We start from the raw sequence: 23,437 nt of genomic DNA, 5'->3' as shown, positions 1-23,437 counted from the left end.
TCCTTATTTTGCTAACAACATTATCCCTATTGGTTTGCTGTTTTCTGGCAATTGTAACGATTGACTAATAATCTCAGGTTTAATTGAATGGATGTAACGAGTGCTAAGTTTTAATGCCGCCGCTGACAAATAGACGTTTTGACTCATAGCACCAACCGCAATTTGACTAAAATCATTGGCTTTTTGTGCATCAAAATCATTGAGATTCGCACCATCAGCTACAAAAATAAGAATATATGGTGCTCGCTTAGTAAAATTTTGCATGCCAATGTCAGCACGAATATCTTGCTTAGTTATCTCACGAAGATAGTGTCCTTCCCATTCATATAAAAAGGCACCTTTATCGCTTGCTACATAAAGACGAACATAAGGTTGCTTACCATTAGCCATTGGCACCGTCCAACCATTTTTACCTCGATTTAATCCCGTTGCCGACCAAAGCACACTTGATAGTTCATCATCAGAAACCATGCCGGTTGGAAACCCACCGCCTGAAGTTGAAGCACGTTTTTTAAGACTATCAAATAACCCCATGCCATCTTTCATTTGTGGCGAAGGTAAAGTAATATCAGCATAACTTATTGATAAAGAAAACAAAGACATTGATAAAGCAATTGTAACATTGCGTAACCAGCACAACATGGCATAGACCTTAAAATTGTTGCAAATATTTGTTAGCTATCTTATTGCTAATGCTTTCAATTATCAACAACAAACAATAATTATTATCATTAAGGTAAAATAACTTAAGTAAAATAGTTGATATAGTTGATAAAGTAGAAATCGACATTGACTGCAAAGGACTGGTTAAGGTATTAACCAATCAATGCCGATTTTTATTTTTCTGCTTATTAAGTATATACTGAGACAATTTTTAAATTTTAAAGTAAAAATGAGTATTGATTGTTATGCCATTATCGACGTTAATTGTTTTACCACTTTTTATCTTAACCATTAGTTTAGCTTCGTTTTTTAAACAAAAAAAATGGCAATTATTCACCATCATTTTAATGACAGTTATTATTGTGATGGAGCTTACCTCAATTTATTTTAGTGGTGGATTTATTGATTATCAGTTTTACGTCAATCTGAACGTGAATGATATTATTGAAGGATTATTCATCTTTAAACTGCAAGCGCTATTGGTGATTGTGGTATTTTTGGGATTAGTGGTTATCCTCAGCAAATTAGCTAACTGGTTTCGCCATAAATATAAATTACACTGGCGATTACTATTAGTCATCGTTGCCGTTGCCTCAATTAGTTATCATAACGGCCCGATTAGTCGTGCTTATGAAATCTATCAAGTTACTTGCGCCCCAAAAGCAACTTTTGCCCAAGCGTTACAAAACTTAAATATGAATGATTATGTTGAAAAATCACAACTTGATAGCCAAAAAGGCAAAAATGTTATTGTGTTGTCATTAGAATCTTTCGAACAAGGATTTTTGGATTTTGCAGATATCACGCCAAATTTAAGACAACTCAGGCAACAATACACTTTCTTCGCTAATATGCCAATGAGTGCAGGTAGTACATGGACAACAGCCTCTATGTATACTTATATGACTGGTGTGCCATTTTTAATCGGAGAACACTCAACTTCACCATTAAAAGGTGCAAATACCACCCAATTGGTTACTTTAGGTGATGTGCTAAAACAAGCCGGTTATCAAACTCGCTATGTTATGGCTGGTCCGGATTTCGCAGGAATTGGCCACACCGCCGAAGTAATAGGCATGCAAGTCGTTTCAGAAAAAAATTATGTAGGCAAATATCCAAATGCACCATTTGGATTGTATGATAAAGATATACTAGACATTGCTAAACAGCAAATACAAGAGTTGCAAAATGCAGATAAACCCTTTGCGCTATTTATCTCAACAGTCTCAACTCATGCTCCAAACGGTTTTAATGATGAGCGCATGACATCAGTAATCAGCCCAAAACCAGATAATATGTCTTTTGTAGCCGCTTCGCTCGATTATAATTTAGGGGAATTTATTAACCACCTAAAACAGCAAGGTATATTAGACAACACTGTGTTTTACATCTTCCCTGACCATTTAATGATGGGGGCAGGTACCGAAACGGTGAAAAAGTTATCAGAAAAAGAGCGCAAACTCTATTTGTTAACCAATGCAAATATTGATGATTTAAAAAAATCACCCAATCAAAGTATTTATCAAATTGATTTACCGAGATTGATTCTAAATGGTGCACAAATTAAAACCAATGCAAAATTTTTAACCGATTACTTAAGCGGTGAGAACGTTGATAAAAAACAGTTTATTGAACAACATAAATCGAATATCGCGACATTAAACAATGCGGCACAAGTACAAAAATGAGCGTCGATACCTTAATTTTAGTTATCACTATTAGCTGTTTAGGCATGATATCCCCTGGACCAGATTTTTTTCTGGTCTTAAAAAATAGCTTAAGTTATAACCGAAAAATGGCATTAATGACCTGTTTAGGGGTGATAAGCGCGATCGCCATTCATATGAGCTATTGTGTGGCAGGTATTGCGGTATTAATCACCGCTACCCCGTGGCTATATAATGCCTTGCGTTATGCAGGCGCCACTTATCTGCTATGGATAGGTATTAAAGCGTTATTGGCTAAAAGTAGTGCTACCACTTATGTCAGCAAACAAACTCAGCAGATTAATGTCACCGCAAAGGCGGCATTTATGCAAGGGCTATTATGTAACTTACTAAATCCGAAAGCGACACTGTTTTTTCTGGCTATATTTACCCAACTGCTCAATGCTGATTCAACTATAATGGACAAATTGCTTGTTGCATTTATTATTTGCCTTGAAGCCCTACTTTGGTGGCCATTGGTTGTATTTATCTTTCAAACCCAAATCGTCCAGCGACGTTATTTCAAACTTCAATTTATTATTGATAAATTATTAGGTGTAATATTGATCTTACTAGGGGTTAAAGTAGCGTTGGGATTTTAATACTTCAAAAAACCATTGCTGAATTTTTTCTTGAAAAATAACGTTCGGCAATAGTTAATCCGCCCAAGGGCGGAAATAGATTATCTAAATATTTTATCGTCATCACTATAAAACTACTTTAAGTTACTATTCAAATAGACAATAAAGCCAAAAATCATTACTAAGGATAAACACAAGCACCTGGCGCTCTACTGAATTTGATGAGATCAAAAGTGGCTACAATCGAACCAGAACCCGATCCTACATAGTGGAATGCTCTTTTGGTATCTGCTGTCGTGTAGGCTTCTCCGTGCTTTGCAATATCATAGTTATACAAATGGCCCCATTCCGAAAATAATCCGGCACCAATAACTCGCTGAAAAAAATTATTAGGTGATGAAGGCAAAGCACCGACTAGACCAGCAGAATATTTGTCACACAAATATTTACCAATCCCCTGACAAGATGCATTAGTATAATCACTAACATTTGCAAGACGATATCCTATTTTTTGACACCAATCTATGTGATTATTGGGAATATTACCACTCACAGTGTGTCTATCAATAAACCACTGCTTTAACTTAAATCCATATTTAACAACCTGATTACCACGACTATCTCTACCCACTAGTTCAAAAGTCTGGGGTAATGATGGTATAGCTACCTTACGAGGATTCTTTGACTCTCTCTCTTGACTACTCCGGGCATGAGGCCCTTTTAATTGAACGCGAACATTTGTATTTGATACATTCGAAAAGATAACGCTAATTCTGCCATCACCATCAGTAACTGAAGACCAAGATAAGGCTTGGTTACTACCACCAATTTCTAAATCAAAATATATATCATACATACCTGTTGTCGGGAAATTTAAATGGTAAGACGATGGGTCTGTAGACTGTGGAATAAACCCTCTATTTTCATTCCACATTGTGGGTGGCCCGCGGAAATCATGAACACCATCAGTAAAATTTTCTAGTTTACCAAATTCTAAATCAGGTTTAGCAAAACAAACCACGGGTGTTGCTTTAGGGTTAATGTAATAAGTCACACTACTGGCACTAAAATTACTACTATTTGGCACACCATAACGGGTTTGTAATATGCCTTTAGTACTAGTTAATTTGACTTTATAAGGTGAGTTACAAATTGTTAGTACAGTATTACGTGACACAGATTGATTAAACTTATCAACAATAGATAAACTTAGATCACCCGTAGCCGTAATACTAGCATCACCATCATCATCTCGCCAATAGTTATACGGTGAACCAATAAGAGAAGTTAACGAAATTGAATTGCTATTAGTTGGTATCATCATGCCAATATTGGCAAAACTTTCCCCTGCATTGGGTAACACAATAGGTGTTACCGAAGAATTATTTGTTTCTGGAGTAATTTTTTCACCATTCGATAACGTTATAGCTAATAAATTATTAGTATCAGTGACCCGTGTTTGTCCACCATCAAAAGTCAAATATGGCGCTGTACCGTGAATAACATTTGTCGTATGAGCCGACAACGCTTGACTATTAAATGAAAATGACAGGAATAGAATAAACAGAAAAGTTAACAAAAACGGCGAGAATAAAAATGACCTTAATAGTGATCTGAAATTTTGCTGATAAAACTGACTATGCAGAAATAATGAACTTGGCTTGTTAAAACTAAACCAATTTAAAGGATAAGTTTGGCAGGTTGGGTGTTGGGTGTTGGGTGTTGTAAATTATAATCCATTTCGACGCTCATTGTCAAGTAATCCTATGTTTTATTTAACTTTATCTTATTTAAACTGCCTAATTCCTCGTCGAATAGTGCGGTTTAAATCATCTATAAAGTATAGTAATAAAAAAGATCTACGCAACTTTATTTAACGATTAAATTGTTAAATTTTGTAAATATTATTACTGACTGAAGTCTAAAAAATAGAGTTTTAACCCTTTAAAAAACCCAGTTCCTCAATTTTTTTGCTATTAAAAAAACGTTCTTAAATATTCTTTCACTAATTTTGTTTTTTAATTCTAAAAGCTTTTTGAATATTCAATAGTTAATTGTTAGACTATCTAACATAATCTGATTAAATATAATCATAAAATTGATTATAAATTTAATTTTTGTGTAAATTTAATTCTATAGGCAAGTAAACATGGATAAATTGTTACAATATGGTCGAGAACTTCTTGAACTTGAACTTCACGAAGCACAAAAGTTACCAGCACGGCTTGGCAAAGACTTTATTAAAGCTTGTCAGTTCATCTTGTCCACCAAGGGAAAAGTTGTCGTGTCAGGTATTGGTAAATCAGGACATATTGGAAAAAAAATCGCCGCTTCATTAGCTAGTACTGGTAGTCCAGCTTTTTTTATGCATCCCTCTGAAGCTTTACACGGTGATTTAGGCATGGTAACCGAAAACGACGTAGTAATTTTGATCTCTTATTCTGGTCGAGCAAAGGAGTTTCAATTTATTTTACCAATCCTTGCAGCCATGAATATTCCGGTTATCGCTATTACTGGTGGACTTGATTCGCCACTTGCGACAGCAGCACAAGCTGTATTAGACATTTCAATTGAGAAAGAAGCATGCCCAATGGGACTTGCACCAACCTCAAGTTCAACCAATACATTATTAATGGGTGATGCATTGGCTATTGCCGTTATGCGAGCTCGTGGTTTTAAAGAAGAAGATTTTGCTCGTTCACATCCTGCTGGTAGTCTAGGCGCTAAATTGTTAAATCACGTAAAAGATATTATGCGAAAAGGCGATTTAATTCCTAAAGTTTCACAATCAGCAACGGTACTCGATGCGATGTTAGAATTAAGTCGAACGGGTGTAGGATTAGTGGCAATATGCCGAGATGATAATAAAATTGTCGGCGTTTTTACTGATGGGGATTTGCGTCGATTACTATTAAAACATGGTACACTACAAGACAATATTATCGAAGTAATGACCAGTCCAGGATATCAAATACCGGAAAATTGGAAAGCGGTCGAAGCCTTAAAAACATTTAATGATCATAATATTACAGCTGCGCCAGTAGTCAATAATCAAGGTGAATTAGTTGGAGCACTTAATATTCATGACCTACATCAAGCGGGGATAAGTTAACTGATTAGTAAATACCTGTTGCAAAATAGGGCTATCTATTGAGATAATTACCGACCTAAATTTTTGTCGTTAGACGGAGATCCAAGAAAGTTACACAATTCAAAGGTAAAATGATGATAAAAATCATTGAAAATTGATATTGTGTTGTAAATTTTAACCAAAATTAATAGATGATGAAACTACAATGGCAGAAAAGCGAAATATCTTTCTAATTGGCCCAATGGGGGCAGGAAAAAGCACAATAGGCCGACAAATTGCACAACAGTTAGGCATGGAATTTTTTGACTCTGATCAAGAGATTGAAAAACGTACAGGTGCTGATATTGCATGGATCTTTGACTTAGAAGGTGAAGACGGATTCCGAGCCAGAGAAGAGAAAGTCATTAATGAATTGACTGAAAAACAAGGTGTAGTACTTGCTACCGGTGGTGGTTCAGTACTATCGAAAGAGACGCGTAATCGTTTATCAGCACGCGGTATTGTCGTTTATTTAGAAACAACAATTGAAAAACAAATGGCAAGAACACAAAAAGATAAACGTCGTCCTTTATTACAAGGTGGCAATACCCCTCGCGAACTTTATGAAGAATTAGCTCAGGAACGAGATCCTCTTTATGAAGAAATTGCTGACATCACAATTAAAACCGATGAGCAAAGTGCTAAAGGTGTTGCTGGATATATCATTGATAAAATAGAACAAATTTAAATCATTGATCGATAAACCATGGTTGGTTATAAGGCATTAAACCTATTAATAGGTTAAGGAGTTAATATGCGTGTAGATAAAGATGATCGTTATATATCAGAACAATCCAATAAGCCGTCTACGCCCTCATTTAGTATTGCCAATTTTTTTCAGCATTATTCGAAAAAGAAATTGATAATTATGGGGTTAACTATTGTTATTATTGTCTTATTAATTAGCGCAATGTTATTGCGTTCGTCAAAACCCAAAACACCTACCCCACTAACTCCACCTGAAGTTAGCGGTGTTTCGACGACACAAGAACCTGAACCAACCATAACAACGCAAGCCAATGACGTTGCAACAGATACAACTCAAGGTCAAGCATCTAGTACGGTACCAGCGCCTATGGCGCCGGCACCAATTACCGATGTTAATGAACAACAAAACAGTAGCGAATTGACCGGTAATAATGGTAATGGAGCCAACAGTCAACCTTTACCAGAGAGTAAACCTGAGTCACAGATTGACCAGAATACTCATCAGGATAATAATTTATCGCATAATAATGTGAATAATAGACCAACCTCGCCGAACAAGGTTGAATCTAAAGCAAATAATAACCTGACTAAAATTGACAAAATAAAGAGTAATCAGTTTTCGATTCAACTTAGTGCATCAACTTCGCTTGAAGGTTTAAAAAAATTAGCAAAAAAACATAATTTAACCAATTACCAAATTTATGAAACTAAACGAAATAATGCCAAATGGTTTATTTTAGTTAATGGTACGTATGATTCTGCTGCTGAAGCTAAAAAGGCAATCAACTCTTTACCTGATGCACTAAAAAAAGATAAACCTTGGGTTAAATCTGGCGCAACGATTAATAAAGAAAAATCGGCAAAATAGTAAAGGATATCGTTCATATATCCTACCAATGACAAAATAGGAGTTTCCGTTGAAGAAGCGACGAGCCTTTTTAAAGTGGGCTGGAGGAAAATATGAGCTTGTAGACACTATAAAACGGTATCTACCGGAAGGTGAACAACTCATTGAGCCCTTTGTAGGCGCTGGTTCCGTTTTTTTAAATACTAACTTCAAAAGTTATATTTTAGCTGATATCAATCATGATCTAATTGCACTATTTAAGTTATTACAATCCAATCCGGAGCAGTTCATTAATGATCTTAAATTACTATTTAATGATCAAAATAATCAGGCTGAAGCATTTTATCAACTACGTGACGTGTTTAATTATAGCAAAGATCAATATTTGCGATCGCTTTTATTTGTCTATTTAAATCGTCACTGTTACAACGGCCTATGTCGTTATAATAATAGTGGTTTATTTAATGTGCCATTTGGCCGTTACAAGACTATTTATTTCCCGGAAAGGGAACTCTATTTCTTTGCCAAAAAGGCACAAAATGCTGAGTTTGTCTGTACGCCTTATCATAAAGCGATGAAAATGGCGAAACGTAACTCAGTTATTTATTGTGATCCACCTTATTTATCACCTAATGAAACAGCAGGTTTTACCGCCTACTATTCTAATAATTTTGGGTTTGATGAACATCAAAGGTTGTCACAATTAGCGGAGCAAATTGCCTATAAAAAAGAGATTCCAGTTCTGGTATCAAATCATGATACTCACTATACCAGAACGTTATATAGTAAAGCGCGCCATCTTTACCGAGCAGAAATGCGGCGCTCAATTAGCTGCGCTGGCGAAGGACGCAAAAAAATTGATGAAATATTGGCCTTGTACCAAAAATCCTAAGCTATTTTTAAGTATAAGGTGTTTATGAGTAGAGGTATGTTATGAATGAATTTATTATTGCACCATCAATACTATCCGCCGATTTCGCTCGTCTTGGTGAAGATACCCAAAAAGTATTAGATGCAGGAGCGGATGTTGTCCATTTTGATGTGATGGATAATCATTTTGTTCCCAATTTAACAATGGGTAGTATGTTTTGTAAGGCATTGCGAGACTATGGAATTAGTGCACCAATTGATGTCCATTTAATGGTTTCTCCAGTTGAAGAGCTAATTACCTCTTTTGCCAAAGCTGGAGCAACAAACATATCTATTCATCCGGAAGCGACAATTCATCTAGATCGTTCATTACAATTAATTAAAGATCATGGTTGCAGTGCCGGTATTGTGCTTAATCCGGCAACACCACTTGACCATTTAGACTATGTGATGGATAAAGTTGATATTATTTTATTGATGGGTGTTAACCCAGGTTTTGGTGGTCAATCATTCATCCCAGCAACGCTTAAAAAGTTGCAGCAAGTTAAACAACGCATTATTGATTCAGGTAAAAATATTCGCCTAGAAATTGATGGCGGTGTAAAAGTAGATAATATAGCTGAAATTGCCAAGGCAGGAGCCGATATGTTTGTTGCTGGCTCAGCGATATTTGGTCAACCTGACTATAAAACGGTAATTGATGCAATGCGTAAAGAGTTAGCAGGAGTAAAACATGGCTAAATTAGATGATATTCAAGCTATCGCTTTTGATTTAGATGGAACATTAGTAGATAGCGTACCTGGACTTGCTTTAGCAACCCAGAAAATGTTGGCAGATCTAAACTTACCAACAGTTACCAATGAACAAGTTAAAAACTGGGTAGGTAATGGTATTGATGTGATGCTTGAACGCGTTTTCAAAGCTATTGATATTAATCCGTCAAAAGAATATTTTGCTGAAGCTAAACAAATATTTAGTCAGCATTATGATAAGGTTATGGATGAGCAGACAACATTGTTTCCTCATGTAAAACAGACCTTAAAAGCTCTTTATGAAAATCATTACCCTTTAGCGCTTGTAACTAATAAACCGGCACAATTTTTACCGGGATTACTAAGCTCATTAGGTATCAAAGAGTATTTTTCATTAGTACTCGGCGGTGGTGATGTAATTAAATTAAAACCACACCCTGCTCCGCTTTATCAAGTCATGGCAACATTGGGATTATACAATGATCAGTTATTATTTGTTGGTGATTCGAAAAATGATATTACCGCTGCCAAAAATGCTAATTGCCCTACTGTTGCGTTAAGTTATGGTTATAATTATGGCGAATCAATTGCAACAAGTGAACCCGATTTTTTATTTGATGATTTTCAAGATATATTAACCCTACTACCTCAGCCAAAAGCTGATGCAAAAAAATAATAAGTTAAAATTAGGAATAAATTATGAGTAAACCAATTGTATTTAGTGGCGCTCAGCCATCAGGAGAACTAACATTAGGCAACTATTTAGGTGCTTTAAAGAATTGGGTGTCTTTACAAAATGAATATGATTGCGTTTATTGTATCGTCAATCAACATGCGATCACGGTACGCCAAGATCCTAATAAGTTACGTAAAGCAACACTTGATACATTAGCACTTTATCTAGCCTGTGGTATTGATCCACAAAAAAGTACTATTTTTGTGCAATCCCATGTGCCTGCACATGCTGAATTAGGTTGGGCATTAAACTGTTATACCTATTTTGGTGAACTTAGTCGTATGACACAATTTAAAGATAAATCTTCTCGTCATTCAGAAAATATAAATGCTGGGCTTTTTGATTATCCAGTGTTAATGGCTGCCGATATTTTGTTATATCAAGCTAATTTAGTTCCTGTTGGTGATGATCAAAAACAACATCTTGAACTTTCTCGCGATATTGCTATGCGTTTTAATGCCCTTTATGGCGATATCTTCACTGTTCCTGAACCATTTATTGCTAAAGTTGGCGCACGGGTTATGTCGTTACAAGATCCTAGCAAAAAAATGTCTAAATCAGATGAAAATCGCAATAATGTTATTGGGTTACTTGAAAATCCAAAAGATGTTGAGAAGAAAATTAAACGGGCAATGACCGATTCTGATGAACCACCTGTCGTACGTTATGATTTAAAAAACAAAGCGGGGGTATCAAATCTGTTAGATATCTTAACCGGTATTACGGGTAAACCTATTGCTGAACTTGAGAAAGAATTCGAAGGTAAAATGTATGGCCATCTAAAAACCGAGGTCGCAAATCAAGTTATTGATATGTTAACTGGTTTACAAGCGAAATATCATCAGTATCGTGATGATGAAAATTATCTTCTGACAATTATGCAAGAAGGTGCACAAAAAGCTCGTGCAAAAGCAGAGCCAACGTTGAAAAAAGTTTATGACGCAATCGGTTTTGTATAATTAACCGTAAAACTAGATTGCAATTAACGCTAAACAATATCAATTGGCTTTAATGACTAAAAACATTATCGTTTTTATTAATGATAAATGCCATTGAAGCCTTTTTGATTATCATAGGTTAGTTATGAAAATTATCATTCTTGGTGCAGGTCAAACAGGTAGTGCTCTTGCCGAATATCTGGTTACTGAAAAACAGAACGATGTGACAGTTGTAGATGAAGATCATGACAAATTGCAATCATTGCAAGAACGTTTTGATTTACAAGTTATTTGTGGAAAATCATCTTATCCACAAGTATTAGAAAGTGCTGGTGCAGAATCTGCCGACATGTTAGTCGCTGTTACCAATTCTGATGAAGTCAATATGATGGCTTGTCAAATTGGGCATGTAATGTTCAATATCCCTCAAAAAGTGGCACGAATTCGAGCGCCTGAATATAATGATGAAAGATACTCGTTTTTTAATAAAGATTGTATTAATATCGACCATATTATTGCCCCAGAAAATCTAATCACCAATCATATCAGCCAGCTAGTGCAATATCCTGGCGCACTACAATTTGCCTCATTTTATGATAATCGAGTCTGCTTAGTTGCCGTCACAGCTTACTATGGTGGTGCATTGGTGGGTAGTGAATTATCAGAGCTAAAAGAACATTTACCTCATGTCGAAGCTCGCGTGGTAGCTATTTATCGTAAAAATCGTTTTATTCGTCCGATTGGTTCAACCTTGATTGAAGCTGGGGATATGGTTTACTTTATTACCCCACCGCTTAACATCAAAGCGGTAACCAGTGAATTACAACGGTTAGAAAAGCCTTATAAACGAATAATCATTAGTGGTGGTGGCGGCATTGCTGTTGCTTTAGCTAAGCGATTAGAAAACGATTATCAAGTTAAATTGATTGAACGTAATGCCGAAAAAGCAGAATTAATTGCCGAGCAGTTAGTTAATACTACCGTATTACATGGTGAATCATCGGATCAAGAGCTATTATCGCAAGAACAAGTGGAACTTACCGACCTTTTTGTTGCAGTGACGAGTGATGATGAATCAAATATTATGTCGTCAATGCTTGCCAAAAGAATGGGAGCAAAAAAAGTCATCGTACTTATTCAACGACAAGCTTATTTAGAGTTAATAAACGATAGCGTAATTGATATTGCCATTTCACCACAACATGCCACTATTTCAGAATTACTCAGTCATGTAAGACAAAATGGCGTAGTAAAAGTTGTCTCACTACGGCAAGGTGAATCGGAAATTGTCGAAGTGATTGTTCGTGGTGATACTGAAAATTCTAAACTAGTAGGTAAAAATATTAACAGTCTAAAATTACCTTCTGGGGCAACTATTGGTGCTGTAGTGCGTGGTGAAGATGTGATTATTGTTAATACCGATTTAATGATCGAAGATGGTGATCACTTAATCATTTTCTTACCAGATAGACGATCTATTAGCGATATCGAAAGATTATTACAATAGCTTGTATAAAATATAAACTCAGTACATAATAAAACTGTTTTTATTAATTGTTTTTTGACTCGGGGTGTTTTTTGTTACTACAAAAAACTGAGATTTTACCCGTTGAACCTGATCTGGCTCATACCAGCGTAGGGAAGTCTTCGTCTTAATTATTCGTTTTGACACATTCTTCCCTTAATATCAATAATAAATAAGGAAAGAATATGTCTACCATTCAGTTATTCCAAAACAATGATGCCATTCCCTTTATTGAGCAAGTTAAACAACAACGACCGTTAGTCCATTGCATTACCAATGATGTTGTACAGAATTTTACCGCCAATGTCTTATTAGCCATTGGAGCTTCACCAGCAATGGTCGTTGCGAAACAAGAAGTTGAGGACTTTGTAACTATTGCCAGTAGCTTATTAATTAATATTGGTACCATTGATGAGCACAGCGCAAATAGTATGTTGTTAGCTGCAGCAAAAGCTGAACAGACGCAGACACCGTGGGTACTGGATCCTGTAGCGGTTGGTGCGGCACTTAAATACCGTACTGAAGTTGCCAAACAACTGTTAACCTTTAGACCAAGTGTTATTCGAGGAAATGCCTCTGAAATTCTCGCATTGAGTGGTCAACAATCATCATCGAAAGGGCCTGATGGACTTGATTCTACCGATTCTGCATTAAATGCAGCAATACTATTAGCACAAAAATATCAAACCATTGTCGCAATAACAGGTGAGATAGATTATGTCACAGATGGTGAACAAATTTATAGTATTGTCGGTGGCGATATCGCGTTAACTAAAGTAACCGGCACAGGCTGTTCGTTATCTGCGATGGTAGCAGCATTTATTGCAACCACTAGTAATCGTTTAACCGCTACTGCAACAGCCTGTTTTATGATGAAAAAAGCAGGACAGCTCGCTAATAAACAGCAAGGGTTAGGTAGTTTCGCCATTGCTGTTATTGATCATCTTTCACGATTCAATCAAAACTAAAAATAAGGATGTTTGATGAAAAAGCAATTTGATTTAACTCTCTATTTAGTCCTCGATCCGTTATTATGTGACGGTATAGATGGCATGGTCACTACTACCAAAATTGCCGTTGAGAATGGTGTTACCGCCGTGCAACTACGTTCAGAACAAGAATACTCTGGTAAAAATTGGTATGACGCCGCACAAGCGCTCAAAGAAGTGTTAAGTCGTACCCAAGTTCCACTATTTATCAATGACCATGTTGATATTGCTTTAGCCATTGATGCCGATGGCGTTCATATAGGACAAAGCGATCTCCCGGTTGAAGTTACTCGACGTTTAATTGGCAAAGATAAATGGTTAGGACTTTCAGTTTCAAATCAATCACAACTAGAGAATGTTCCTTGGCATTTAGTCGATTATCTTGGCATAGGGCCTATCTATCCAACCGCAACCAAAAAGGATGCCGCAGCTGCGACTGGCATTGCTCAATTGAAAGAACTGGTTAAAGCGAAACAATGCCCTGCCGTAGCGATCGGTGGTATCAGCGTGAATAATTTAACCGAAGTAATCCAAACTGGCATTGAAGGTATTGCCGTTGTGTCGGCAATATGTGGACAAGCTAATCTTGCCAAAGCTACATCAGACCTAATCAGTAAAATAAAACAAGCAAAATAGGAAACCAAATCATGACAACAGTTGCATTAACAATAGCGGGCAGTGACCCTAGTGGTGGCGCAGGTATTCAAGCTGACTTAAAAGCATTTTCAGCACTTGGTGCTTATGGTATGTCAGTGATCACCGCATTAACCGCACAAAGTACGCAAGGCGTTAATGGTGTACATGCCATTCCCTCTCAATTTATTGAAGCACAGTTTAATACGCTGTATCAAGATATCTACATTGATAGTGTTAAAATTGGCATGCTAATGAATAAAGAGATTGTTACTTCGGTTGCTCAACTATTAAACGATAACCCTATTGCCAATATTGTGCTTGATACCGTAATGATTGCTAAAGGCGGACATCCATTGTTAAAAGCTGATGCCATTTCTGCTATTCGAGATCTATTATTACCATTAGCCACAATTATTACCCCAAATCTACCTGAAGCTGCTGCATTACTTGATTGTAGTGAGGCAAAAAACGAAGAGCAAATGCAACAACAGGGGTATGAATTACTTAAATTAGGTTGTCAGGCAGTATTAATGAAAGGCGGACATTTGCCAAGTCAAGAAAGCCCTGATTATTTAATCACTCGCAACAACATCATCAGAATGACATCACCAAGGATCGCAACGAGAAATACCCATGGTACAGGTTGTACCCTCTCTGCGGCAATTGCAGCCTTATTACCGAAACATCATTTAGAAGATGCAATAAAACATGCTAAAAACTACCTACAAGGGGCTATTGAGCATGCAGATAGTTTAAAAATTGGTAAGGGAATTGGACCTACTCACCATTTTTATCAATGGTGGTAACTGCAAATTTTTACATTGAATAATTAAATATTTATTTTTCTACAAATGGTTATCCAAAATAGTAATTAAAAATATGGTTAGAAAAATTGCTCAATAAGTTATATTTGATAAGAAATAATATATTTTTAAATCATTTTAAATTAATTTTTGATATGAATTAATTTAAGATATAAATAGGATTAAAAAAATAATATTAAAAACATTAAATGGAATTAGTTGGTTATAATATGATTTGTATAAAATATCTTATCTCAGTTGTTTTGTTTTTCCCTTGTTTAGTTTTAGCAATTGACTTAGATGTTCTTAAGGCGAACATTGATAAATATGATGTTGAATTAAATTTTAAAGATGGCGGTGATCTCGATATTCTTATTGAGAATGAAGAAATTAACAATATAGAGTTATTACAAAAAAGATCGACAGATGATTTTTATTTTAAAATGATACTTTCCTATAAAAAAGGTCAAGGATTGAAACCAACTAGTATAAATATTTATAGTAAGAAAAGTGGTCAATTACTTCAAACTATAACTAATTTACAAGGAATCGACTGGTTAATATCAGGAATTGAATCTGACTATTTTAAAGCAAATATTGATAAATATGATGTCGATTTAGATTTTCATGATTATGATTATCTCTCTTTTCCTATTAAGAATGAAGAAATTAACAATATAGAGTTATTACAAAAAAGATCGACAGATGATTTTTATTTTAAATTGATACTTTCCTATAAAAAAGGTCAAGGATTGAAACCAACAGGTTTAAATATTTATAGTAAAAAAAATGACCAATTATTTCAGACTATAGATAATTTGCAAGGATTTGACTTTTTGGGTGAATATTCAGTAGGTGCAGTTAACCATATAGATGATAGCTATCGTTTTGCACCAGATTTTTTTGATCACAATGGCATAGAAATAGACTACAATTTTGATGGTAATTATAATGATTTTTATATCGCCAGAGCCGTTGATGATATGGAAGATGGACCTATCATTTATCGGTACTATTCTTATGATGAGAAGAAAAAAGAGTTTATTTATCTCAATTTAGATGGTCGTTACATCGATTTTGATCCCCAAAAAAAAATAGCAAAAAGGAAAAAAATTTGCGAAATAAATAACTATTCTGCAGTTATTTTAAATGAAACTTATCGATTCAAAGCAGAAAACAGCAACTATACTTTAACGAATTCAACCTGTACTTATAAAGAATATGAGTCTTTTAGAGGTGTTGAAGGACAATCTTTTAAAATTTCTCGTCAATGTTCTCAGAAAGAAAAAAATTTTTGTATTAACGAAAATGAACTTGATAAAGATTTTGATTAATTGCTGCTTAAATATAACTGTGAACTAACTAAATTTTGATGAGCCACTTAATACTAAAATGTTTGGTAATAGTTTTTTTTTATAAGCTATAAATATCAACCTGAATTCACTTTTTATAAATACGAAAGACGAGCAAATGTTTTTTAGGTGAAGGATATACTAAATTGACACATAGATATACTTCATCAACAATCCAAGTCGATGAAGTATACAAAAACTGTTAATAGATGATTTGATAAAAATACTCTCTAAACTTTAGGCCGATAATCATAATCGTCTAAAATTTAATAACGCTAAATACTATTAATAAGCAATACCGACAAACTCAAATCCCGCTTCATTAATTGCCGCAATTGCCGCTTCTTGCGAGATAGTACCTCCGTCAATATCAACTTCATGCTTAGCTAAATCAACAGTAACTTTTGCTTTAGGATCAATATCATTAATTGCTTTAGTAATGGTTTTAACACAATGTTGGCAACTCATATTATCAACTATTAATTTCATCATTAACCCCTTTTGTTATTTAATCATTTATCGGTAAACTATCAATGCCAACAAAAAGCAAAATCAGATTATTCTTTAAATAAAACAAATTTGCTAGCTATTGCCATTAATTAAATAAAATTTGATCCTTATATTACGCCAAAACAAACGAAAACCAAGCCTACTAAAAAAATAAATTAACCTAATTTTAATAGTCTTACCAAGATTAAGTTAAACATATCATCCAGTTATACAGCTAATTATTATGATTGGAATTTAAAATAGAACGCTTAGCGATATAGTTCAAACCATGTTTTATAAGTTAAGAATTTATTTTGATCTATATTTTTTGTAAAAATAATTGAGAAGTCTATACCGTCTTATTGATATTTGTTCATTATAATCGAAAAGATAAGCATTTGATAGAGCATAACCAATTGAAATATCTTTAAATACTTCGGTTGAATCAAATAAACCAACGTAATGCTTAATGATTTGATTGTGATACCAAGCATGAGGATTACCTATTTTTTTGTTGATACCAAATTAGACATTCTATATTGGAATAGGTGGATGTAATTTTTAGTATTTCATAAGATTAAGACAAAAATATCATTAATTACTTCTTAAATTTATTTTTCCAATATGTCGTAGGGTCTATAGCAAATGCATTTGGCTTAATATTCACTATTTTCTTACCTTCTGTATTATCAAACCACCTATTTAATCCTTTTATCTGAGAAGGAGTTAATGCTAAATTTGCCACTAAATAACTTTTAATTTCTTTTACAAAAGATGTATCTTTATTGGCATTTTGCTTCAAAAATTGGTTTATCCAGAAATCACAAGCATAAATAGCTTGTAAATTTTGGTATGAAAATTCAGGATAAATTGAAGACTCTCATAGCATTAATAAAAAATTAATGTCGATATTGTCTAATTGGCCAGATAAATATTTGCCATATATATCACTAAGTTTTTTATATCTCATTTGAGGGTAATGTTTTAATTCGGCAAGGGAATAAACATCGTCAACAACTGTCGCAAGATTTAATTAGCCAAGTCGTTATAACTAGTGATAAAAAACGCTTTACTCTGTCCGAAGATGGCTTGAAAATACGCGCAGCTCAAGGACATTCGACTAATCAAGTAAATATAGTACATGTAGAAAAAATCCCACCTGAATATTTATATCATGGTACAGCAACCCGTTTTCTAGATTCAATCATTCAACAAGGTTTGATTGCAGGAGAACGTCATTATGTTCATCTTTCAATTGATAATAAAACAGCTGTAGCCGTTGGTAAACGTCATGGAAAACCAGTTGTATTAAGAGTTAGTGCTTTAACTATGTATCAACAAGGTATCAAGTTTTATTTAGCAGATAATGGCGTTTGGTTAACAGAGAATGTACCAAGCCAATTTTTAGAAGTTATTTAAATTAAATCTGCATCATTGAAAAAATAATTTTTAGTTTATGGTGTGAAAAAGTTAATTAGAGCATTACTGACACTCAGATTAATTAACTAAATTAATGAAAACATCTCTGTTAGTTAAAACTACTTTTCAAAATCGATAATAATACGATTAGTTTAACGTATTCTTTGTTCATTTTTTCGATCAAATCATATCTCAATGCTAGTTCAACACAACAATTTTCAAATATTACCGTATAGAAATTATCGACATTCACAAGAATAGCGGTTATTGTATATTTATTCATCTAAGCTGTTTTACTGATTAAGTTGTTTGCAGGTTTTACATTTAATCATAGTTTTAATCATAGTTTAGATGTGTAGTTCCCTTCTTTTTATTTTTTTCATAACGATATTCAGGTTAATTAGGAGCCTAAAATGCAGCATATTATGGAAACGATTAGAAAAACAGAGCAAGAGTTTATTGATATTCGCCATCAAATTCATCAACATCCTGAACTAGGTTTTGAAGAACATAAAACCAGCGATTTAGTAGCAAGTAAATTGGCTGAATGGGGCTATGAAGTACATCGTGGTTTAGCAAAAACCGGTGTGGTTGGTGTTTTAAAAAATGGCTCTAGTGATAAAAAAATTGGTATTAGAGCCGACATGGATGCACTACCTATTATTGAAGCATCAGGAAAACCGTGGAGCAGTCAAACCGATGGTAAATTCCATGGTTGTGGCCATGATGGTCATACCACTATTTTGCTTTGTGCAGCCAAATATCTTGCCGAAACCCGTCACTTTGATGGCACTTTGCATGTTATTTTTCAACCAGCTGAAGAGTTGTTATATGGTGGAAAAGTAATGGTTGATGACGGTTTATTTAAACAATTTCCTTGCGATGTTATTTTCGGTATCCACAACATGCCAGGTTTTAAAGAAGGTCATTTTTATTTCAAAGCCGGCGCACTTATGGCTTCATCCGATACGATCCATATTCATATTAAAGGTAAAGGTGCCCATGGTGCAATGCCAGAAAGAGGGATTGATGCAACGCTTGTCGCTTGTTATATCGGCACAGCCTTACAAAGCATTGTTTCTCGTAATGTGTCACCATTTGAGCAAGCCGTTATCACGATTGGTTGTATTCAATCAGGTGAAGCGCCGAATGTTGTTAATAGCGATGCACTAATGAAGTTAACGGTTAGAGCACTGGATAACGATACTCGTGCTTTATTACTTAAACGGATTAGCGAAGTTGCAACTGCGCAAGCAGAAAGCTTTGGCGCCTCAGTACAAATTGAGCATGTGAATGGTAGTCCGGTATTAAATAATGGTACAGATGCAACCAAATTTGCATTAGAAGTCGCACAAAAATTAGTCGGTGAAGATCGCGTGCATGATAATTGTCATCCTTTTATGGGCAGTGAAGATTTTGCTTTTATGTTAGAAAGTAATCCTAATGGCTGCTATATGATTATAGGTAATGGCGATGAACCCGGTTTTTGTAGTGTGCATAATCCTGGTTATGATTTTAATGATAAATGTATTGTTACCGCTGCATCATATTGGGTGGCATTAACTGAAAGCTATTTAAATATATAAGGATTAATGTGCAGCTATGTCAAAAATAAATATGTCAAATTCAAAAAATTCTCCAGCAAAGCAGTTTAAAGGTTATCACCGATTAACTTTAGGTATTGTATTAGGGGTGATTACTTTTTGGCTTTTTGCTCAGTCTATCGTCAATGTTGGGCCGGCTGTTCAACATAGTATCGGTATTACTCCTGCATCGTTCAATTTAGCCGTCAGTTTAACCGCGCTGTTTTCAGGTTGTTTTATTGTCGTTGCTGGCGGACTCGCTGATCGCTTTGGCCGAGTTCGTTTTACCTATTTAGGTTTTATTTTAAGTATTATTGGTTGTCTTTGTTTGATCTTAGCCCGAGGTGAAGTACTTTTTACCATTGGTCGGATTATTCAAGGCTTATCTGCTGCTTGTATTATGCCATCGACGTTGGCATTAGTGAAAACCTATTATGAAGGTAAAGATCGTCAACGAGCATTGAGTTTTTGGTCAATTGGCTCTTGGGGTGGTTCAGGAACTTGTGTACTTGCCGGTGGAGCAATAGCCACTTATTTGGGGTGGCAATGGATTTTTATTATCTCAATCATCTGTGCTGTGTTAGGTATGCTGTTATTGAAAGGGACACCAGAAACTAAAATTGACGATCCATCAAGTTTGCCCAAATTTGATTATGTTGGGCTATTCGTTTTTGTGATCACTTTAGTTACGTTAAACCTTGTCATCACCAAAGGATCTACTTTTGGTTGGACTAGTGTAATGACATTATCACTCGCTACGATATGTTTGGTTTTTCTGATTTTATTTTTTGTTATAGAAAATCGTAAAGCTAATGGCGCATTTATAGATTTTTCACTGTTTAAGAACGTCCCTTATCGTGGAGCTACCTTATCTAACTTTCTACTTAATTCTGTTGCTGGTACATTAATTGTAGCCAGTACTTATACCCAACAAGGAAGAGGCTTTACCCCTTTCGAAAATGGATTATTGACCATAGGTTATTTAGTTTCGGTTTTATGTATGATTCGAGTTGGTGAAAAGATCTTACAAAAAGTCGGGGCGAAAAAACCAATGTTACTCGGGCCGTTAATTACCGGTTCGGGTATTGCTTTGATGACGCTGACTTTCTTACCCGATATGTTTTATATTATTTCGGTGTTCGCTGGCTATATTTTATTGGGTCTTGGCTTAGGCTTTTATGCTACACCATCAATTGATACCGCAATAACTAGTGCTCCAGAAGATAAAGTTGGTGTTGCATCAGGAATATATAAAATGGCAAGTTCATTAGGTGGTGCATTTGGTGTCGCTATTTCAGCCTCAACCTATGCTGCAGTTATTGCCAGCGGTCAAAGTATCGCCACAGCAGCAGCAATTGGATTGTGGATTAATGTTGGCTTTTGTCTGTTATGTTTTATTTCGATTTTAATTTTAGTACCCAATAATGCCGGCAAAAATAAATAAGTCAGCATAACTTTTTTATCATTTTGAATTTTAACAGGGATAAATTTTTCCGCATCTATCCCTATTTTTTAATTAAAACTTTTATAAAAATACAATTTTTACAACTCTGAAAAATAAACCCATATAACTTAAAAAATTATATGGGTTTTGAAATAGAAAAATCTGTTTAAAATATTTAGTTATCTGTAGATAAAACTTATTTGCCAATACAGAATGAACTGAATATTCGTCCTAATAAATCATCAGAAGTAAATTCACCTGTAATTTCACTTAGCGCTTCTTGAGCTAATCTTAGTTCTTCTGCCAATAGTTCGCCAGCATGGAATGTGGTAAGTTGGTATTGACCATTGTTCAAATGCTCTGCTGCTTTCTCAAGTGCCTGTAGATGTCGACGACGGGCCAGAAAACCACCTTCAGTACTACTAGTAAAACCCATAACCTGTTTGAGATGATCACGTAATAATGTAATACCTTCACCTGTTCTTGCTGATAATTGAATAAGACAATAGCCATTTTGTTCACTATAACCTAATGGTTCACCAGTTAAATCAGCTTTGTTGCGAATAACTGTGACTGGCATGTTTTTCGGTAAACGTTCAATAAATTCTGGCCAGAGTTTTTCAGGATTTGTCTCATTAGTTGTTGTACTGTCGACCATAAATAACACTCTATCGGCTTGATCAATTTCTTGCCATGCTCGCTCAATACCAATACGTTCAACCTCATCACTAGCTTCACGTAAGCCGGCAGTATCGATTATATGTAAAGGCATTCCATCAATATGGATATGTTCACGTAAAACATCGCGCGTTGTTCCAGCTATATCCGTTACGATAGCTGCATCCCGTCCAGCTAATGCATTAAGTAAACTTGATTTACCGGCATTAGGCCTACCCGCTATGACGACTTTCATGCCTTCACGCAATAATGAACCTTGTTTAGCTTCTTGACGGACTTCATTTAATCGTTGTATGACTTGCTCAAGTTCTGCCTCTATTTTCCCATCAGATAAAAAGTCTATCTCTTCCTCTGGAAAATCAATAGCAGCTTCAGTAAAAATACGTAGGTGAATTAATGATTCAACCAGTGTATTAATTTTTTTAGAAAATACCCCTTGTAAAGATGATAAGGCTGATTTTGCTGCTTGCTCTGAGCTGGCATCTATTAAGTCTGCGATAGCTTCGGCTTGTGCTAGATCCAATTTATCATTTAAGAAAGCTCGCTCTGAAAATTCACCCGGCCTTGCAATCCGCACACCAGGAATATCTAAAATACGTTTTAATAGTAAATCTAAAATAACTGGACCACCATGCCCTTGTAGTTCAAGCACATCTTCACCAGTAAATGAGTGTGGATTGGGAAAAAATAAAGCAATCCCTTCATCTAAGGTTGTACCATCCGATGCTAAAAAAGGTAAATAATGAGCATAACGCGGCTTAGGTAAAATACCTAAAACGGCTTTAGCAATATCTTGCGCTTTAGGGCCCGAAACACGCAATATTCCGACACCACCACGACCTGGCGGTGTCGCTTGTGCAACAATTGTATCTGTATTCATATTTATCAATTTTAATTTAAATAGCAATGGTTAATCATACCACGACAACCATTAAAAATCTGTAAAGTGAAATAGTCTGAAGCAATAAGACCAATTAATTATCAAGTTTAGTTTCAACATAATCTAAGGGATGATCAAATAGCCATGAGTTAAGTAAAGCTAATGGTTCTCTTATCATGGCAATATATTTATCAAAATTACTATAACTTAATGGTGCTGACAAACCTGAAATATCACCAATATTGGATCGTTTAGCTAACATGATTGAACGTAAAATATGGAAATCATTAGTTACCACAACGGTCTTTCCTAATGGCAAAACTTGATTAGCATACACAAATTGTTGTGCTGTTCGCCTTGATCTATCTTCTAAATAGACCCTTGAAGGTTCAATACCTTTTTGGATTAAATAATCAGCCATCACGCTCGCTTCAGTCGCCGATTCATCACTACCCTGCCCCCCACAGACAATCACTTTTGTATTGGGATTAGCTTGTAAATAATTGATCGCGGTATTCAAGCGAATTTGTAACGTTAAAGGAGCTTGTGCTGGTGTACCAACAACTTGTGAACCTAATACCACCAGAGTATCAGCATTAGCTGCTGGTTTTTGGTGAGCAAAAATAAAAATAATAATATTACAAATAATAAAATAAAATAGTATTAATATCAGTAACCATCTAATTAATTTCGTGATTATCATCTAA

At 35.1% G+C, this 23,437-nt stretch carries 22 protein-coding genes, 1 pseudogene and 1 riboswitch; of the genes and pseudogenes, 17 read left to right on the top strand and 6 right to left on the bottom strand.

Going from position 1 to position 23,437, the window contains the following annotated elements:
- Window positions 1-3: 3 nt before the first annotated feature.
- Entirely contained in the window at window positions 4-642 is a 639-nt protein-coding gene (locus AC5LWZ_RS04235) for a nitroreductase family protein (protein WP_493464028.1), read from the bottom strand.
- A 266-nt stretch (window positions 643-908) separates the two neighbouring features.
- On the opposite strand from AC5LWZ_RS04235, the gene AC5LWZ_RS04230 reads away from it, so the two are divergent.
- Together AC5LWZ_RS04230 and AC5LWZ_RS04225 are read left to right on the top strand one after the other, a co-directional pair.
- On the top strand, window positions 909-2,351 hold the full coding sequence (locus AC5LWZ_RS04230; protein WP_493464027.1) for an LTA synthase family protein: 1,443 nt from the start codon (window positions 909-911) through the stop codon (window positions 2,349-2,351).
- Window positions 2,348-2,971: a LysE family transporter gene (locus AC5LWZ_RS04225; protein WP_198246910.1), complete on the top strand. Its 624-nt coding sequence runs from the start codon at window positions 2,348-2,350 to the stop codon at window positions 2,969-2,971. Before AC5LWZ_RS04230 ends, AC5LWZ_RS04225 begins: the two co-directional genes overlap by 4 nt.
- A 160-nt stretch (window positions 2,972-3,131) precedes the next feature.
- Here AC5LWZ_RS04225 and AC5LWZ_RS04220 read toward each other — a convergent pair whose 3' ends face one another.
- Entirely contained in the window at window positions 3,132-4,475 is a 1,344-nt protein-coding gene (locus AC5LWZ_RS04220; protein WP_493464026.1) for a hypothetical protein, read from the bottom strand.
- A gap of 624 nt (window positions 4,476-5,099) precedes the next feature.
- Between AC5LWZ_RS04220 and gutQ the strand changes: the two genes are divergently transcribed.
- The 12 genes from gutQ to AC5LWZ_RS04160 all read left to right on the top strand — a co-directional run bounded on the left by gutQ (window position 5,100) and on the right by AC5LWZ_RS04160 (window position 16,219).
- Window positions 5,100-6,062, top strand: a complete 963-nt coding sequence (gutQ, locus tag AC5LWZ_RS04215; protein WP_294883610.1) for an arabinose-5-phosphate isomerase GutQ — start codon at window positions 5,100-5,102, stop codon at window positions 6,060-6,062.
- Between the two features lie 184 nt (window positions 6,063-6,246).
- The gene (aroK, locus tag AC5LWZ_RS04210) at window positions 6,247-6,768 is read left to right on the top strand and encodes a shikimate kinase AroK (protein ID WP_034901329.1); all 522 of its coding nucleotides are present in this window, start codon (window positions 6,247-6,249) and stop codon (window positions 6,766-6,768) included.
- A 66-nt stretch (window positions 6,769-6,834) separates the two neighbouring features.
- Window positions 6,835-7,656 (top strand): SPOR domain-containing protein, encoded by an 822-nt coding sequence (locus tag AC5LWZ_RS04205; protein ID WP_198221976.1) that lies wholly within the window; start codon window positions 6,835-6,837, stop codon window positions 7,654-7,656.
- Between the two features lie 49 nt (window positions 7,657-7,705).
- On the top strand, window positions 7,706-8,527 hold the full coding sequence (locus AC5LWZ_RS04200) for a Dam family site-specific DNA-(adenine-N6)-methyltransferase (RefSeq protein WP_110448378.1): 822 nt from the start codon (window positions 7,706-7,708) through the stop codon (window positions 8,525-8,527).
- 41 nt (window positions 8,528-8,568) lie between these two features.
- The gene (gene rpe / locus AC5LWZ_RS04195; protein WP_110448379.1) at window positions 8,569-9,246 is read left to right on the top strand and encodes a ribulose-phosphate 3-epimerase; all 678 of its coding nucleotides are present in this window, start codon (window positions 8,569-8,571) and stop codon (window positions 9,244-9,246) included.
- Complete coding sequence (locus AC5LWZ_RS04190; RefSeq protein WP_493464025.1) at window positions 9,239-9,934, top strand: phosphoglycolate phosphatase; 696 nt, start codon at window positions 9,239-9,241, stop codon at window positions 9,932-9,934. The genes rpe and AC5LWZ_RS04190 overlap by 8 nt, the downstream gene beginning before the upstream one ends.
- A gap of 23 nt (window positions 9,935-9,957) precedes the next feature.
- The gene (gene trpS, locus AC5LWZ_RS04185; RefSeq protein ID WP_110448380.1) at window positions 9,958-10,953 is read left to right on the top strand and encodes a tryptophan--tRNA ligase; all 996 of its coding nucleotides are present in this window, start codon (window positions 9,958-9,960) and stop codon (window positions 10,951-10,953) included.
- Window positions 10,954-11,077: 124 nt separating this feature from the next.
- Complete coding sequence (trkA, locus tag AC5LWZ_RS04180) at window positions 11,078-12,439, top strand: Trk system potassium transporter TrkA (protein WP_086363737.1); 1,362 nt, start codon at window positions 11,078-11,080, stop codon at window positions 12,437-12,439.
- A 50-nt stretch (window positions 12,440-12,489) separates the two neighbouring features.
- Window positions 12,490-12,591, top strand: a riboswitch (TPP riboswitch).
- 60 nt (window positions 12,592-12,651) lie between these two features.
- Window positions 12,652-13,425: a hydroxyethylthiazole kinase gene (thiM, locus tag AC5LWZ_RS04175; protein WP_493464173.1), complete on the top strand. Its 774-nt coding sequence runs from the start codon at window positions 12,652-12,654 to the stop codon at window positions 13,423-13,425.
- A 15-nt stretch (window positions 13,426-13,440) separates the two neighbouring features.
- Window positions 13,441-14,082, top strand: coding sequence for a thiamine phosphate synthase (gene thiE / locus AC5LWZ_RS04170; protein WP_493464024.1), 642 nt, complete (start codon window positions 13,441-13,443; stop codon window positions 14,080-14,082).
- A gap of 11 nt (window positions 14,083-14,093) precedes the next feature.
- Window positions 14,094-14,888 carry a bifunctional hydroxymethylpyrimidine kinase/phosphomethylpyrimidine kinase gene (gene thiD / locus AC5LWZ_RS04165; protein ID WP_110448383.1) on the top strand — a complete coding sequence of 265 codons (795 nt, stop codon included), beginning with the start codon at window positions 14,094-14,096 and terminating at the stop codon, window positions 14,886-14,888.
- Between the two features lie 206 nt (window positions 14,889-15,094).
- The gene (locus AC5LWZ_RS04160) at window positions 15,095-16,219 is read left to right on the top strand and encodes a hypothetical protein (RefSeq protein ID WP_110448384.1); all 1,125 of its coding nucleotides are present in this window, start codon (window positions 15,095-15,097) and stop codon (window positions 16,217-16,219) included.
- 303 nt (window positions 16,220-16,522) lie between these two features.
- Here AC5LWZ_RS04160 and AC5LWZ_RS04155 read toward each other — a convergent pair whose 3' ends face one another.
- Both AC5LWZ_RS04155 and AC5LWZ_RS04150 read right to left on the bottom strand, forming a co-directional pair.
- Complete coding sequence (locus AC5LWZ_RS04155; RefSeq protein ID WP_065614003.1) at window positions 16,523-16,729, bottom strand: heavy-metal-associated domain-containing protein; 207 nt, start codon at window positions 16,727-16,729, stop codon at window positions 16,523-16,525.
- A 595-nt stretch (window positions 16,730-17,324) separates the two neighbouring features.
- Window positions 17,325-17,528, bottom strand: a complete 204-nt coding sequence (locus AC5LWZ_RS04150) for a hypothetical protein (protein ID WP_493464023.1) — start codon at window positions 17,526-17,528, stop codon at window positions 17,325-17,327.
- A gap of 215 nt (window positions 17,529-17,743) precedes the next feature.
- On the opposite strand from AC5LWZ_RS04150, the pseudogene AC5LWZ_RS04145 reads away from it, so the two are divergent.
- The 3 genes and pseudogenes from AC5LWZ_RS04145 to AC5LWZ_RS04135 all read left to right on the top strand — a co-directional run.
- A pseudogene (locus AC5LWZ_RS04145) lies at window positions 17,744-18,145 on the top strand (RNA 2'-phosphotransferase); the annotation flags it as partial.
- Window positions 18,146-18,558: 413 nt separating this feature from the next.
- Window positions 18,559-19,731, top strand: a complete 1,173-nt coding sequence (locus AC5LWZ_RS04140) for a M20 aminoacylase family protein (RefSeq protein ID WP_493464022.1) — start codon at window positions 18,559-18,561, stop codon at window positions 19,729-19,731.
- 16 nt (window positions 19,732-19,747) lie between these two features.
- A complete protein-coding gene (locus AC5LWZ_RS04135; RefSeq protein WP_493464021.1) occupies window positions 19,748-21,172 on the top strand; it encodes an MFS transporter in 1,425 nt (474 codons plus the stop codon).
- A gap of 196 nt (window positions 21,173-21,368) precedes the next feature.
- On the opposite strand, the gene mnmE is transcribed toward AC5LWZ_RS04135, so the two are convergent.
- Entirely contained in the window at window positions 21,369-22,730 is a 1,362-nt protein-coding gene (gene mnmE, locus AC5LWZ_RS04130; RefSeq protein WP_493464020.1) for a tRNA uridine-5-carboxymethylaminomethyl(34) synthesis GTPase MnmE, read from the bottom strand.
- Window positions 22,731-22,824: 94 nt separating this feature from the next.
- Window positions 22,825-23,433 carry a YdcF family protein gene (locus AC5LWZ_RS04125; protein ID WP_294910236.1) on the bottom strand — a complete coding sequence of 203 codons (609 nt, stop codon included), beginning with the start codon at window positions 23,431-23,433 and terminating at the stop codon, window positions 22,825-22,827.
- Window positions 23,434-23,437: the final 4 nt, after the last annotated feature.

It is taken from the genome of Gilliamella sp. LMG 34362, from assembly GCF_984569125.1.
This window is presented reverse-complemented; position numbering and strand designations above follow the sequence as displayed.

Bases quoted from the DNA above. Each gene is read 5' to 3' on its own strand.
- AC5LWZ_RS04160 (WP_110448384.1), top strand. From the start codon at position 15,095: ATGGAATTAGTTGGTTATAATATGATTTGTATAAAATATCTTATCTCA.
- AC5LWZ_RS04190 (WP_493464025.1), top strand. From the start codon at position 9,239: ATGGCTAAATTAGATGATATTCAAGCTATCGCTTTTGATTTAGATGGA.
- AC5LWZ_RS04225 (WP_198246910.1), top strand. From the start codon at position 2,348: ATGAGCGTCGATACCTTAATTTTAGTTATCACTATTAGCTGTTTAGGC.
- AC5LWZ_RS04235 (WP_493464028.1), bottom strand. From the start codon at position 642: ATGTTGTGCTGGTTACGCAATGTTACAATTGCTTTATCAATGTCTTTG.
- AC5LWZ_RS04140 (WP_493464022.1), top strand. From the start codon at position 18,559: ATGCAGCATATTATGGAAACGATTAGAAAAACAGAGCAAGAGTTTATT.
- thiE (WP_493464024.1), top strand. From the start codon at position 13,441: ATGAAAAAGCAATTTGATTTAACTCTCTATTTAGTCCTCGATCCGTTA.
- mnmE (WP_493464020.1), bottom strand. From the start codon at position 22,730: ATGAATACAGATACAATTGTTGCACAAGCGACACCGCCAGGTCGTGGT.
- thiD (WP_110448383.1), top strand. From the start codon at position 14,094: ATGACAACAGTTGCATTAACAATAGCGGGCAGTGACCCTAGTGGTGGC.
- trpS (WP_110448380.1), top strand. From the start codon at position 9,958: ATGAGTAAACCAATTGTATTTAGTGGCGCTCAGCCATCAGGAGAACTA.
- aroK (WP_034901329.1), top strand. From the start codon at position 6,247: ATGGCAGAAAAGCGAAATATCTTTCTAATTGGCCCAATGGGGGCAGGA.
- AC5LWZ_RS04230 (WP_493464027.1), top strand. From the start codon at position 909: ATGCCATTATCGACGTTAATTGTTTTACCACTTTTTATCTTAACCATT.
- gutQ (WP_294883610.1), top strand. From the start codon at position 5,100: ATGGATAAATTGTTACAATATGGTCGAGAACTTCTTGAACTTGAACTT.
- trkA (WP_086363737.1), top strand. From the start codon at position 11,078: ATGAAAATTATCATTCTTGGTGCAGGTCAAACAGGTAGTGCTCTTGCC.
- rpe (WP_110448379.1), top strand. From the start codon at position 8,569: ATGAATGAATTTATTATTGCACCATCAATACTATCCGCCGATTTCGCT.
- AC5LWZ_RS04125 (WP_294910236.1), bottom strand. From the start codon at position 23,433: ATGATAATCACGAAATTAATTAGATGGTTACTGATATTAATACTATTT.
- AC5LWZ_RS04205 (WP_198221976.1), top strand. From the start codon at position 6,835: ATGCGTGTAGATAAAGATGATCGTTATATATCAGAACAATCCAATAAG.
- AC5LWZ_RS04135 (WP_493464021.1), top strand. From the start codon at position 19,748: ATGTCAAAAATAAATATGTCAAATTCAAAAAATTCTCCAGCAAAGCAG.
- AC5LWZ_RS04155 (WP_065614003.1), bottom strand. From the start codon at position 16,729: ATGATGAAATTAATAGTTGATAATATGAGTTGCCAACATTGTGTTAAA.